General features: G+C 63.8%; 14 protein-coding genes. 12 read left to right on the top strand and 2 right to left on the bottom strand.

The window, feature by feature from the left end; translation table 11 throughout:
• Positions 1-11: 11 nt before the first annotated feature.
• The 6 genes from FQP90_RS04675 to tsaD are packed head-to-tail and all read left to right on the top strand — an operon-like array spanning position 12 to position 5,331.
• On the top strand, positions 12-1,106 hold the full coding sequence (locus FQP90_RS04675) for a carbohydrate kinase family protein (protein ID WP_244296492.1): 1,095 nt from the start codon (positions 12-14) through the stop codon (positions 1,104-1,106).
• A gap of 57 nt (positions 1,107-1,163) precedes the next feature.
• Positions 1,164-2,417: an alanine racemase gene (alr, locus tag FQP90_RS04670; RefSeq protein ID WP_144648566.1), complete on the top strand. Its 1,254-nt coding sequence runs from the start codon at positions 1,164-1,166 to the stop codon at positions 2,415-2,417.
• The gene (gene tsaE / locus FQP90_RS04665) at positions 2,414-3,010 is read left to right on the top strand and encodes a tRNA (adenosine(37)-N6)-threonylcarbamoyltransferase complex ATPase subunit type 1 TsaE (RefSeq protein ID WP_144648565.1); all 597 of its coding nucleotides are present in this window, start codon (positions 2,414-2,416) and stop codon (positions 3,008-3,010) included. Before alr ends, tsaE begins: the two co-directional genes overlap by 4 nt.
• Positions 3,010-3,681 carry a tRNA (adenosine(37)-N6)-threonylcarbamoyltransferase complex dimerization subunit type 1 TsaB gene (gene tsaB / locus FQP90_RS04660; RefSeq protein ID WP_144648564.1) on the top strand — a complete coding sequence of 224 codons (672 nt, stop codon included), beginning with the start codon at positions 3,010-3,012 and terminating at the stop codon, positions 3,679-3,681. Before tsaE ends, tsaB begins: the two co-directional genes overlap by 1 nt.
• Positions 3,682-3,694: 13 nt before the next feature.
• Entirely contained in the window at positions 3,695-4,198 is a 504-nt protein-coding gene (gene rimI, locus FQP90_RS04655) for a ribosomal protein S18-alanine N-acetyltransferase (protein WP_144648563.1), read from the top strand.
• Positions 4,195-5,331 carry a tRNA (adenosine(37)-N6)-threonylcarbamoyltransferase complex transferase subunit TsaD gene (gene tsaD / locus FQP90_RS04650; protein ID WP_144648562.1) on the top strand — a complete coding sequence of 379 codons (1,137 nt, stop codon included), beginning with the start codon at positions 4,195-4,197 and terminating at the stop codon, positions 5,329-5,331. Before rimI ends, tsaD begins: the two co-directional genes overlap by 4 nt.
• Before the next feature lie 30 nt (positions 5,332-5,361).
• On the opposite strand, the gene FQP90_RS04645 is transcribed toward tsaD, so the two are convergent.
• The gene (locus FQP90_RS04645) at positions 5,362-6,513 is read right to left on the bottom strand and encodes a glutamate--cysteine ligase (RefSeq protein WP_144648561.1); all 1,152 of its coding nucleotides are present in this window, start codon (positions 6,511-6,513) and stop codon (positions 5,362-5,364) included.
• Between the two features lie 182 nt (positions 6,514-6,695).
• Between FQP90_RS04645 and FQP90_RS04640 the strand changes: the two genes are divergently transcribed.
• From FQP90_RS04640 to FQP90_RS04630, 3 genes are read left to right on the top strand one after another with little or no spacing between them, the layout of a single operon-like run.
• A complete protein-coding gene (locus FQP90_RS04640) occupies positions 6,696-7,850 on the top strand; it encodes a GTP-binding protein (protein WP_144648560.1) in 1,155 nt (384 codons plus the stop codon).
• 37 nt (positions 7,851-7,887) lie between these two features.
• A complete protein-coding gene (gene ykgO, locus FQP90_RS04635; RefSeq protein WP_011775528.1) occupies positions 7,888-8,010 on the top strand; it encodes a type B 50S ribosomal protein L36 in 123 nt (40 codons plus the stop codon).
• A 25-nt stretch (positions 8,011-8,035) separates the two neighbouring features.
• Complete coding sequence (locus FQP90_RS04630) at positions 8,036-8,848, top strand: shikimate 5-dehydrogenase (RefSeq protein ID WP_144648559.1); 813 nt, start codon at positions 8,036-8,038, stop codon at positions 8,846-8,848.
• Positions 8,849-8,862: 14 nt separating this feature from the next.
• Here the strand turns inward: FQP90_RS04630 and FQP90_RS04625 are convergent, their stop codons facing one another.
• On the bottom strand, positions 8,863-10,098 hold the full coding sequence (locus FQP90_RS04625; protein ID WP_144648558.1) for a class I SAM-dependent methyltransferase: 1,236 nt from the start codon (positions 10,096-10,098) through the stop codon (positions 8,863-8,865).
• A 67-nt stretch (positions 10,099-10,165) separates the two neighbouring features.
• On the opposite strand from FQP90_RS04625, the gene FQP90_RS04620 reads away from it, so the two are divergent.
• The 3 genes from FQP90_RS04620 to groL all read left to right on the top strand — a co-directional run bounded on the left by FQP90_RS04620 (position 10,166) and on the right by groL (position 12,716).
• Positions 10,166-10,528, top strand: coding sequence for a hypothetical protein (locus FQP90_RS04620; RefSeq protein ID WP_144648557.1), 363 nt, complete (start codon positions 10,166-10,168; stop codon positions 10,526-10,528).
• A gap of 192 nt (positions 10,529-10,720) precedes the next feature.
• Positions 10,721-11,017: a co-chaperone GroES gene (groES, locus tag FQP90_RS04615; RefSeq protein ID WP_011775524.1), complete on the top strand. Its 297-nt coding sequence runs from the start codon at positions 10,721-10,723 to the stop codon at positions 11,015-11,017.
• 85 nt (positions 11,018-11,102) lie between these two features.
• Positions 11,103-12,716 (top strand): chaperonin GroEL, encoded by a 1,614-nt coding sequence (gene groL, locus FQP90_RS04610; RefSeq protein WP_144648556.1) that lies wholly within the window; start codon positions 11,103-11,105, stop codon positions 12,714-12,716.
• Positions 12,717-12,777 lie beyond the last annotated feature (61 nt).

Below are 12,777 nucleotides of genomic sequence, written 5' to 3'. Positions count from 1 at the left end.
GTGTGCCGTGCATGGACGCCATGCCCCAGCGACGATTTGATCCCCTTGCCGCCGTTCGCTCGGACGGGGACCACCAGTGTGACCTTCTCCTGACCGGAACGGTGTTCCAGGACATCATTTTTACCGGCCTGCCGCACTCACCGGAACCCGGTACCGAAGTGTGGAGCGAAGGCATGGGCAGTTGCCCCGGCGGCGTGGCCAACCAAGCCATCGCCGCGTCACGTTTGGGCTTGAGGACCAACCTGGCCGCAACGTTCGGTGACGACGGGTACGGCGACTACAACTGGCAGATCCTGGAAACGCAGGAACACGTGGACCTTTCGTTGTCACGCACCATTCCGGGATGGCACTCGCCCGTCACGGTCTCCATGTGTGTGAACCAGGACAGGTCCATGGTGACGCACGGCCATCCGGCACCGATCAGTTCCTCTGAGCTGATCGGAGAACCGCCCAAGGCGCTCGCGGCCGTGGCAGAGCTGGAGGAGGAACTGGAGCCGTGGATGCTGGCGGCAAAATCCTCAGGCACCAAGCTCTTTGGCGTGGTGGGCTGGGACCCCACGGGGGAGTGGTCCGAGCGGCGACTGGACCAACTGGAGAACTTCCATGCCTTCCTGCCCAACGCCCCGGAGGCCATGGCGTTCACCGGAAAGGCGGACCCCTGGGCAGCCCTGTATTCGTTGGCTGACCGGGTTCCCGTGGCGGTGGTGACGCTTGGCCCCCAGGGTGCCGTTGCCGTGGACTCGGAAACCGGCGAAGAGGAGTGGGTGCCCTCCCTGCCCGTGTCCGCCTACGACCCCACTGGTGCGGGCGACTGCTTCGGAGCAGCCTTCATTGTGGGATGCCTGGCCGGGTGGAGGCTGGGCGACCGGTTGCGGTTCGCCAACCTCTGCGCTTCGCTTGCTGTCCAGGAGGTTGGCGGCTCGCTTGCCGCACCTGGATGGGGAGACATTGCCGACTGGTGGCAGCGGGCGAATGCCCGGAAGGAACGGCAGTCGAGCCAGTGGTTGCGGCGCTTCGCCTTCCTGGAACCGATCGTGAAGGACATCCCGGCGGAGGCCCAACGACGGGCAAGGGCGACGATTGCACATTTGTCGGACGCACAGTAGCGGGCAGTGAATCACCGCAGTTAACCCGAATTCACCGGCACTACTAGAATCTCTAGGGTGACTTACGAAGCAGCTGCAGATATCGGGATCGGATCCAAGACCTCCATAGCAAGGTCAGCGGTGCTGGAACGCTCCGCCGTGATCGACCTCGACGCCGTGCGGCACAATGTTCGTCAATTCGTCGGCATGGCCTCCCCAGCGGCGGTCATGGCCGTGGTGAAGGCGGACGCTTACGGCCACGGCGTTGTCCAGGTTGCCCGTGCAGCCCTCGACGCCGGTGCCGCCTGGCTCGGTGTCGCGCACATCTCCGAGGCGCTCGCCTTGCGTGCCGCAGGGATTGATGCTCCGTTGCTGGCGTGGTTGCACACCCGTGAGAGCAACTTCCAAGCAGCAGTCGCCGCCGGTATCGACGTCGGAATTTCCGGCTGGGAGCTGGACGCCGTCGTTGCGGCGGCCCGCGAGCAGGAACGGCCCGCTCGCGTGCACCTCAAGGTGGACACAGGCCTGGGCCGCAACGGCTGCACGATTGCCGATTGGGACCAGTTGCTGGGCCAGGCCATGGATTACCAGGACCAGGGCCTCTTGCGGGTGGTGGGTATCTTCTCGCACCTCGCCGTGGCCGATGAACCGCACCGGCCGGAAACCGATGAGCAACTCGCTGTCTTCCGCGAGGCAATCGCCATGGCTGAGGACGCGGGCGTGGATACCGAGGTACGGCACATCGCCAACACTCCGGCCACCCTCTCACGCCCGGACTCACATTTCGACCTGGTCCGTGTGGGGCTCGGTATTTATGGATTGTCGCCCTTCGAAGGTGCTACCTCAGCCGAACTTGGCCTTCATCCCGCCATGACCGTTCGAACCCTCCTGTCCAACTGCAAGAAGGTTCCCGAGGGCCAGGGCGTCTCCTACGGCCTCAACTACCGGACCAGCGAAGAAAGCACGCTGGGCCTGGTGCCTCTGGGCTACGCCGATGGCGTCCCCCGGATCGGCACCGGAGGTCCGGTCCGCGTCAATGGCGTCAATTACCCGGTTGTGGGCAGGATCGCGATGGACCAAATGGTCATTGACCTGGGACCACTGACACCGGAAGCTGCCGCGCAACTTAGGGGAGCTGAAGCCGTGATGTTCGGTGACGGCGCCGACGGCGGCCCCACTGCGGACGATTGGGCGGCCGCAGCGGGAACCAACAACTATGAAATTGTCACGCGGATCAGCCCGCGCGTACCACGCAGCTATGTCAACGAAATGCCCGCCAAGCCTGAGTCACAGACTGCTGTTGCCGCCGACGCCGAAACGGCAGCGCTGTGAGCGAACCCCTGTGGGAGCGCACGCTGAAGGTCACGACGGCGGAGCAGACGCACGCGCTCGCAGCAGCGCTCGGTGAGGTGCTTGAACCGGGGGACCTTCTGGTCCTGACGGGTGAACTGGGAGCGGGCAAGACGACGTTTACCCAAGGTCTGGGTGAAGGTCTTGGCGTTCGCGCAGGCATCATCTCGCCTACCTTTGTGCTGGTCAGGATTCATCCAAACCTGCCGGACGGTCCCAGGCCGGGAGGTCCGGACTTGGTTCACGTTGATGCGTACAGGCTGGACTCAGCTGCGGAGATCGACGACATCGATCTGGAGAACACCATGGACACTGCCGTCACCGTGGTGGAGTGGGGGCGGGACCGGGTGGAGCATCTTTCGGAAAGCCGCCTTGAAGTGGAACTGCACAGGTCGGTAGGTGGCGGAAGCGCGCCGAGACCGACCCAGGCAGGTGACGTCCTGGACTTCGACACCGATGATGACGACGAGCCCCGCACCATTGTGTTCCGGGGATTCGGTCCACGTTGGGCCGACGTGCCACAACTCCCGGACTCCTCAGGGCAACCGGACACCTCAGACGAGGGAGGCAATTGATGCTGATCCTGGCCATTGATACTTCCGCCGTTGCCAGCGCGGCTTTGATTTCCGACGACGCCATGGAAGGGGTGGTGGATTCCTTCGCCACCGAAGAGACCCGGAGCCACGCCGAAGTCCTTGCCCCGGGCATTGAGAAGTTGCTGGCTGGCGCCGGTTTCACTGGAGCGGACGTCGACGCGATCGTCACCGGAGTGGGTCCGGGTCCGTTCACCGGACTCCGCTCGGGTATCGCAACTGCCCGCACGTTGGCGTTCGTCTGGAACAAGCCGCTGTACGGACTGATGAGCCTGGATGCCATCGCCCTTGAGGTGGCCGAGTCCACCGCCGCCGCCCCCGAGTTCCTGGTGGCCACTGACGCCCGACGCAAGGAGGTCTACTGGGCGCGATACACCCTGAAGGGCGGCCAGTTGCCGGAACTCGTGGATGGACCGCACGTCGGCTTCGCCTCCGAACTGCCGGACTTGCCGGTGTTCGGCGCAGGTGCAGGCTTGTACGCCGACGTCCTCAGGGCGAATGAAGATTTCGCCACCACCCAACCGGATGCCGCTTCCTTGGGCCAGTTCGCCTTGGCCCGTCTTGCGTCGGGACAGGCGCTGCTGGATTCCACCCCCTTGTACCTGCGGGAATCCGACGCCCAGGTCCCTGGACCCAGGAAGCGTGCACTGTGATGGGACGGAAACTGTGAAATTGTCACCCAAGCTGGAACTCGCCGGGGTTTCCCTGCGCGACATGACCGAAGCCGACATCCCAGCCGTAGAGGCTTTGGAGCGCCGTTTGTTCCCTGTGGACGCCTGGCCCTTGCAGATGTTCTTCGATGAACTGGCCCAGCCCGAAACCCGCCGTTACGTGGTGGCCGAGGCCGCAGGGGAGATCGTCGCTTATGCGGGATTGATGTGCATCGAGCCCATCGCGGACGTCCAGACGATCGCCGTCGTGCCTGAATTCGAAGGCAGGGGCATCGGCTCCGCTGTCTTGGCGGAACTCATCGATGAGGCGCGGCGGCGACGCGCAGCAGATGTGTTGCTGGAAGTGCGGGCGGACAACCCCCGCGCCCAGCAGCTCTACGTGCGTTTCGGCTTCGAGCAGATCCACATCCGCCCCCGCTATTACCGCGACGGCACCGATGCCTTGATCATGAGGCTGACCTTGAACGAACAACACCCCTCCGAAGGAGCCCCAGCGTGAGCGGCCTCAATCGACAGCAGCCGCTGGTGCTCGGCATCGAGTCGTCCTGTGACGAGACCGGTGTGGGGATAGTGCGCGGGACAGCCTTGCTGACCAACACGGTGTCCTCCTCCATGGACGAGCACGTGCGTTTTGGCGGCGTCATTCCGGAGATCGCTTCACGGGCACACCTGGACGCTTTCGTGCCCACGTTGCAGGAGTCGCTGCACGAGGCCGGGGTTACCTTGGACGAGATCGACGCCATCGCCGTGACGTCCGGCCCGGGCCTCGCCGGGGCGCTCATGGTAGGCGTGTGCGCTGCAAAGGCCTTGGCTGTGGCCACGGGCAAGCCGCTCTACGCGATCAACCATCTGGTGGCGCACGTCGGCGTTGGCCTGCTGGATGAAAGGCGGACCCCGGACGGAAAGCCCGACGCCGGTGCTGCCGCCGGCTTGGGTGCTGGAAAGTTGCCTGAGAACCTCGGCGCGTTGTTGGTCTCGGGCGGGCACACGGAAATCCTGCGGATCCAAAGCATCACGGACGATGTCGAACTGCTGGGCTCCACCATCGACGACGCTGCAGGCGAGGCCTACGACAAAGTGGCGCGCATCCTGGGTTTGGGTTATCCGGGTGGTCCCGCGATCGACAAACTGGCTCGCCAGGGCAATCCAAAATCCATTCGCTTCCCGCGGGGCCTCACGCAACCCAAATACATGGGGACAGCCGAGGACAAAGGTCCGCACCGCTATGACTGGTCGTTCAGTGGTCTGAAAACTGCCGTGGCGCGCTGCGTTGAACAGTTCGAAGCCCGCGGCGAGGAAGTGCCCGTGGCAGACATCGCCGCGGCTTTCCAGGAGGCAGTGGTGGACGTGATCAGTTCCAAGGCCGTTTTGGCCTGCAAGGAACACGGCATCACGGACGTCCTGCTCGGTGGGGGCGTGGCAGCGAATTCGCGGCTGCGGGAGTTGACCGGGCAGCGCTGTGCTTCTGCCGGAATCAAGCTTCACGTTCCACCGCTGGATCTTTGCACGGACAACGGCGCCATGGTTGCGGCGCTCGGCGCCCAGCTGATCATGGCGGGCATCGGTCCCAGCGGCATTGGCTTCGCGCCGGATTCCTCCATGCCCGTCACCACGGTGTCAGTGCCGGCCTAGGCTTCGCCCGGGCCGGCGCGCAGGGGTTGGCTAGGCGTCAGGACCCTTGCGCATCTGCTGCACAAGGTCCATCACCACGGCCTGCAGGTCGCCGTCGTGCTCTGCTGCCACTCGCCGCTGCCGCTGGTAGCTGGCCCCGCGTTCGATGATCTTGAGGACATCGGCCAACTCTTCTGAACACCCCAGCTTGGCGGCTACAGGTTCCAGCCGAACAACGGTTTCCGTGAGGTGTTCAGTGACCAGCTGTTCGTTGCCTTCGGCATCCAGGATGATGATGGCTTCCATGCCGTAGCGTGCCGCGCGCCATTTGTTCTCCTGCACATGCCATGGCGGCATGGTGGGAATGGTGCCGCCGGCGTCGAGGATGGAAGAGAACTCGTCCACCAGGCACTGGGTCAGGGCAGCTATGGCGCCCACTTCCTCAAGGGTGGCCAAGCCGTCGCAGATCCGCATCTCGATGGTGCCCAGGTTGGAAACAGGCCGGATATCCCAGCGGATTTCGGACGTGGCGTCAATGACACCTGTGGTGAACATGTCCTGGACGTAGGACTCGTATGCCTCCCAGGTTTCGAACTGGAACGGGAGTCCGGCAGTAGGCAGTTGCTGGAACATCAGTGCACGCTGTGACGCGTAGCCGGTTTCCTCGCCTGCCCAGAATGGGCTGGACGCTGACAGCGCCTGGAAGTGCGGGAAATAGTTGACCAAGCCGTCAAGGATCGGGAGGACCTTGTCCCGGCGATCGATGCCCACATGGACGTGAACCCCGTAGATCACCATTTGGCGTCCCCACCATTGGGTCCGCTCTATCAGCTTGGCGTAGCGCTCTTTGTCCGTGACGGGCTGGAGCAGGGGAGGGCTGAACGGGTGGCTGCCTGCACAGAAAACTTCGACGCCCATGGAGTCGGTGACTTCGCGGACGGCGGCAAGGGAGCGGCTGAGGTCCTCTTTGGCGTCCTTGACCGTTTCGCAGATTCCGGTGACCAGTTCCACGGTGTTGAGGAGCAGTTCGCGTTTGATGTGGGGGTGCTCATCGTCCTCATTGAGGTCGGGGTGGTTTGCCGCTACGCCTTTCAGGACGTCGTTCGCGACGGATACCAGTTCCCCTGTGCGTGCATTGACGAGCGCCAACTCCCATTCCACACCCAGTGTCGATTGCCTGGATGGCGCAAAATCAATCTGCACGTAGTCCCCTCATTGTGTACTTTCCGGCCTGATGTTGTTTCAGCCGGACACGGTTCCCCGCTGCGGGGCCGCCAGCGGTCGGATCAAGTCTAATGCAGCCGGAACGCCCGCGATGGCGGCACGGAAACACCTGCAATGAGCCGTAATTTGCTAATGAGAACTGTTCGCATTAGAGTCGAGTCATGCACCTCACAGTCGTCAGTTCCCTGGACAGCCAATGCCGTGAGGCAGCTACCGACAGGCTTGGCCGAACCCACACGAATTCGGTAGTGGTCCTCCATGACCTTCTGGATGGTTCGTTGGTCCTGCGGCGCGTATACCGGGGCGGCCAATTGTTCGAGCGCGAATCGACCCTGCTGGAACATGGCTGCCTCAGCTGCACCGTTCGGCTGGATGTGGTCCCGACGGCGGAGCGCCTCGCCGCGTGCGGTTTCGACCACATAGTCCTCGGACTGCCGCCAGGCGTGGCGGCAGGGATGGCTGTGGCGGAGCTGCGCCGCGGCCTCAGCCGCCCGGCGGTGGTGGATAACGCGGTGCTGGCCCTTGATCCCGCTGAGTTGGATGACCAGATTTGGGACCGGCACACCCTGTTTGAGTCCGGCTTTACTTCCATGCCCCAGGATGAGCGGACCAGCGGCGAGTTCCTGATCGGGGAGTTCGGGCAGGTGGACACCGTGATGGTGCACCCGGGTTTGGGCGCCGTGTTGGCGGGGGACCCTCGCGAAGGCTCACAACAGTGGTTGACGGGGGCGGAATTGCTGGGCGAATTGGCGCCCCATGCAGCCGTCGTCGGGGCAGCCGACGATTTCCAGCCAGGGTGCTTCGACGACGCCGAAGCAGCGGCCCGCAACCGGCCCGGCGTCGTGCGGGTGCCCGCGAACGATACAGCGGGTTCCTTCCGGACCGTGCTGCACAGGGCCGCCCGGCCGCTTCACCCGGGACGCTTCCGTGAGGCGTTGCCACACCTGGCTGTAGGCACGCACTGGCTGCGGGGCAGGCTTTGGATCGCGTCCGCTCCCACCAAGCGGATAGCCGTCCAAGGCATTGGTCCCCGTGTCTGGCTCGAAAGCACCGGGAGCTGGATGGCCGATTCCGCGGAGGCGGTAATTGCGGATACCGGCGCGGCGGGAAAGGGAGACGTCGACGTCGACGCCTTCCTCGACTGGCACCCAAGCCATGGTGACCGGGGGACAGTGCTCGCCGTCACCGGGCGCACCGAGGACATCGACCCTGATGAGATCCGCGAACTCCTGGAAGGCTGCCAACTCACTGAGGCCGAGATGGCCATGGACTCCGGCGTCTGGGACGACCCCCTGGAACTCAGCGACGCACTCTAGGCCACACCACCAACACCATCAACACAAGGAGAACACCATGAAGGTCAGGAACTCGCTGCGAGCCCTCAAGAAGATTCCGGGAGCTCAGATCGTCCGGAGGCGTGGACGTACGTTCGTCATCAACAAGAACAACCCGCGGATGAAGGCGCGGCAGGGCTAGGCACAGCCCGTTGTTTAATGGGGGAATGCCAATCCTGAACAAAGACATGTCACTGTGCATTTCGCTCGCGGCCCGGCCCAGCAACATCGGGACCAGGTTCCACAACTATCTGTACGATCTGCTCGGCTTGAACTTTGTCTACAAGGCATTCGCCCCCGCGGACATCACCCTTGCGGTGGCGGGCATCCGCGGCCTCCCGATCCGGGGTGCCGCGGTGTCCATGCCCTACAAGGAAGCGGTGATCCCGCTGGTTGACGTCATGGATCCGTCGGCCAAGGCCATCGATTCGGTGAACACCATCGTGAACAACGACGGCGTCCTCACCGCCTACAACACCGATTACATCGCCATTGCCCGCCTCCTGAAGGACCACGAAGTCCCCAGCGGCCACACCGTCCTGCTCCGCGGCGCCGGGGGAATGGCAAAAGCTGTTGCAGCCGCCCTGAGGGACGCCGGTTTTACTGCCGTCACCGTCGTGGCCCGCAACGAAACCACCGGCCGTGCGCTCGCCGACCTCTACGGCTTCGATTGGCAGGACGACGTCAACGGAGCCACCGCGGACCTGATCATCAACGTCACCCCGCTGGGCATGGCAGGCGCAGATGAAACCGCCCAGTCCTTTGACGATGCCACCATCGCTGCCGCGCAGGTGGTGTTCGATGTGGTGGCCCTTCCCTCCGAAACGCCCCTCATCACCGCCGCGCGCGCTGCGGGCAAGCCGGTCATCACCGGGGCCGAGGTCATCGCCATCCAGGCAGAAGAACAGTTCGTCCTCTACACCGGCGTGCGCCCGACGCCGGGGCAGGTTCGGGAAGCATCGGAATTCTCCCGACGCTGACCGCATAACGCCCCCTATGCCTGGGCAGTCACCGGTTCCACCACAACAGCCACTCTTTCCTCGCCGATCCTGGTGAGGACCAGGGTGGCTGTTTTCGCGTCCTTGGATTTGGTGGGCTTTGCCGGCAGAAGCTGCTTCCGCAATTCCTCGGGTGTCACTGCCGTGCCGCGCTTCTTGATATCCAGTACGGTGATGCCGTTCGATTTCACCCAGGCCTTGAGGGCCTTGACGTTGTAGGGCATGACCTCCAGCACCTTGTAGGCGCGGGCAAAGGGGGTGTCGTGGAGTTCCGGGGCACAGATATAGGCAATGTGTTCATCCACCAAATGCCCGCCCAGCCGTTCGGCGACGTCTGCCACGAGTCCGGCGCGGATCACCGCACCATCCGGTTCGTACAAGAAACCTTCAACAGGCCCGACGGCGGCTACCGGACCGCCGTCGAAATCCTCACCGCTGGTGATTTCGGCGGCGCCCTGGCTGCCAATCAGCAGTGCGGCACGTCGGATTCCGGGACGTGCCACGGCGTTGAACCACAGCGTGACTTCCGTGACGTCACCGCCCACCGAAACCCACTGTGCCTCGCACCCCTTGGGCACGGAGTCGTGGGGCATGCCTGGGCCCATCTTCACGCCCACTGCGCGCCCGGTCGCCGCCAGGTTCTCAACGAAGGACAGGGGAGGGGAAAACGCTTCAGGATCCCAGATCCTTTTGGTCCCGGACGAGGATGTTGTCCGCCGGGCGGGGTCCAACCACACGCCGTCGATCCCGTCCAGTTCCACCGAGGTGGCATCCGAGTGAACCACGGTGGCGTGCGGGAAGGGCATGAGGTTGATGGTGGCGCAAGCTGCGGTGGTTTCATCCATCTCCACCGCCGTCACCGCAATGTCCATGGAAGCCATCGCCAGGGAGTCGGCGCCAAGGCCGCAACCGAGGTCGGCAACGTGAACGATGCCGGCCTTGGCGAAGCGCTCGGCGTGGCGGGCCGCCACGTTCAGGCGGGTGGCCTGCTCCAGCCCCGCCTGCGTGAACAGCATCTGCCGGGCAAACTCACCGAACTTGGCCTCGGCGCGGGTCCGCAAGCGTGATTGGGTCAGGATGGCGGCCACGAGTTCCGGAGAGTGGCCCGCCTTCCGGAGCTCTGCGTTGACGCTGAAAGCGTCGGCCTCCCGGTACGGCCCCAGCGAGGCAAGAAGTTCCCATCCTTCAGTGGTCAGCAAGGGCGCGATCTGTTCCTGCGGTGCGTGAGGCATGGAATCAAGCCTAACGTCGCGGGATATGACAACGTGACCGGCGAATCAGCCGGATAGGGTTGTTTTCATGGAAGACAACGCAGCTCCACAGCCCTCCGCCTTGACCAAGTATGCCCGCCCGGCCCTCATCGTCGGCGCTGTGATCGCCGTAGTCTGCATCGCCTTGTTGATCATCATTTTCGCGCTGGACTCCTTCAATGCAGCCGCCTACTCAGTCTCGGGCAAGAGCGTGAACGATGCCACCGACGAAGCGCGGGAGATTCGCGAGCTCTATAGTGGGGCCCGTATCGGTGGGATTATCGCCCTGGTGGCCTCCGGCGTCGTAGCTGTTGCCGCCGCCGTGGTGCTGTACCTCAACCGCGGCGCGTCCCCGATCGACGAGGACGACGACGGCGAGGACTACGATCTGGACGACCTCACGGGCCGCTGAGCGGCGTTCACCCATGACGAAATGCTGGCACTCACCTTGACCGAGTGCTAACGGCTTACATAGAGTCTTGTTAGCACTCTCCTTGGGAGGGTGCTAACCACGCCAAGCGTTCACCGGCACCGCGACGACGGTTGTACGCCTCGGCACCCTAGTTCTTAGTCCATGAATCAGCTCATGAAAAGGAGAGTCCGAGTGTCGGTCTCGATTAAGCCTCTTGAGGATCGTATTGTTGTTCGCCCGCTCGAAGCAGAGCAGACCACGGCTTCCGGCCTGGTAATTCCGGACTCCGCGCAGGAGAAGCCGCAGGAAGGCGAAGTTGTTGCAATCGGCCCCGGCCGCTTCGATGACAACGGCAACCGCGTACCGGTTGACGTAGCTGTTGGCGACGTCGTCATCTACTCCAAGTACGGTGGAACCGAAGTCAAGACCGGCGGCAACGAGTACCTCGTTCTGTCCGCCCGCGACGTCCTTGCGATCGTCGTAAAGTAACTTCCTGGAGCCCCGCACCGCCGCCGCGTTGGAATCATTCCGACCCGTCAGCGGTGCGGGTTTTCTGTCTTGAAAGGACACAACCATGGCAAAGCAGCTTGCTTTTAACGATGCTGCCCGCCGGTCTCTCGAGGCCGGTATCGACAAGCTCGCCAACACTGTCAAGGTGACGCTTGGCCCGCGCGGCCGCAACGTCGTGCTGGACAAGAAGTGGGGCGCTCCCACGATCACCAACGACGGCGTCACCATCGCCCGCGAAGTTGAGCTTGACGACCCCTACGAGAACCTTGGTGCCCAGCTGGCCAAGGAAGTAGCCACCAAGACCAACGACGTCGCCGGCGACGGCACCACCACGGCAACCGTGCTGGCACAGGCCCTGGTCAAGGAAGGCCTGCGCAACGTTGCTGCCGGCGCCGCTCCGGGCGAGATCAAGCGTGGCATCGAGGTTTCCGTTGAAGCCGTCGCAGCCCGCCTCCTGGAGAACGCACGCGAAGTCGAAGGCACCCAGGTTGCCAGCGTCGCCGCCATCTCCGCGCAGAGCGACGAAGTTGGCGAACTGCTGGCTGAAGCGTTCGGCAAGGTTGGCAAGGATGGTGTCATCACCATCGAAGAGTCCTCCACCACGCAGACTGAGCTGGTCCTCACCGAAGGCATGCAGTTCGACAAGGGCTACCTGTCCCCGTACTTCGTCACCGACGCAGAACGCCAGGAAGCCGTCCTCGAAGACGCCCTCATCCTGATCAACCAGGGCAAGATTTCCTCACTGCAGGACTTCCTGCCGCTGCTGGAAAAGGCACTGCAGGCCAACAAGCCGCTCTTCATCATTGCTGAAGACATCGAAGGCGAAGCCCTGTCCACGCTGATCGTCAACCGCATCCGCGGCACGCTCAACGTCGTTGCCGTCAAGGCTCCGGGCTTCGGCGACCGCCGCAAGGCCATGCTCCAGGACATCGCCACCCTCACGGGCGCACAGGTTGTCTCCCCGGACCTGGGCCTGACCTTGGACAGCGTTGGCCTCGAGGTGCTCGGTACCGCGCGCCGCATCACGGTCACCAAGGACAACACCACCATCGTTGATGGCGCCGGTACGGCCCAGGATGTTGCCGACCGCGTCGCACAGCTGCGTGCTGAGCTCACCCGGACGGACTCCGACTGGGACAAGGAAAAGCTGCAGGAACGCCTGGCCAAGCTGGCCGGTGGCATTGGCGTGATCAAGGTTGGCGCAGCCACCGAGGTTGAGCTGAAGGAAAAGAAGCACCGCATCGAGGACGCTGTTTCCTCCACGCGTGCAGCCCTCGAAGAAGGCATCGTTTCCGGTGGCGGTTCCGCCCTCATCCACGCCCTCAAGGCACTGGACGAGTCACCCGCCGTCAAGGCCCTGGAAGGTGACGCCGCAGCAGCTGTAGGCATCGTCCGCCGCGCCCTGGTCCAGCCGCTGCGCTGGATCGCCCAGAACGCCGGCTTCGACGGCTTCGTAGTGGTGGCTAAGGTTTCCGAGCTGGAAGCCAACCACGGCTTCAACGCCAAGTCCGGCGAGTACGAGGACCTGATTGCCGCCGGCGTGATCGACCCCGTCAAGGTCACCCGTTCCGCACTCCGCAACGCCGCTTCCATCGCTGCCTTGGTTCTCACCACCGAGACCCTGGTTGCCGAGAAGCCGGCCGAGGAAGAAGACGCACACGCAGGCCACCAGCACTAACAGCCTGTTCCAAGGAAACCCCGGTCACGTCCCCGTGGCCGGGGTTTCTGCTGTCTCCAGC

Source organism: Paenarthrobacter nitroguajacolicus (assembly GCF_007786235.1).
In the GTDB taxonomy this organism is placed as follows: domain Bacteria; phylum Actinomycetota; class Actinomycetes; order Actinomycetales; family Micrococcaceae; genus Arthrobacter; species Arthrobacter nitroguajacolicus_A.
This window is presented reverse-complemented; position numbering and strand designations above follow the sequence as displayed.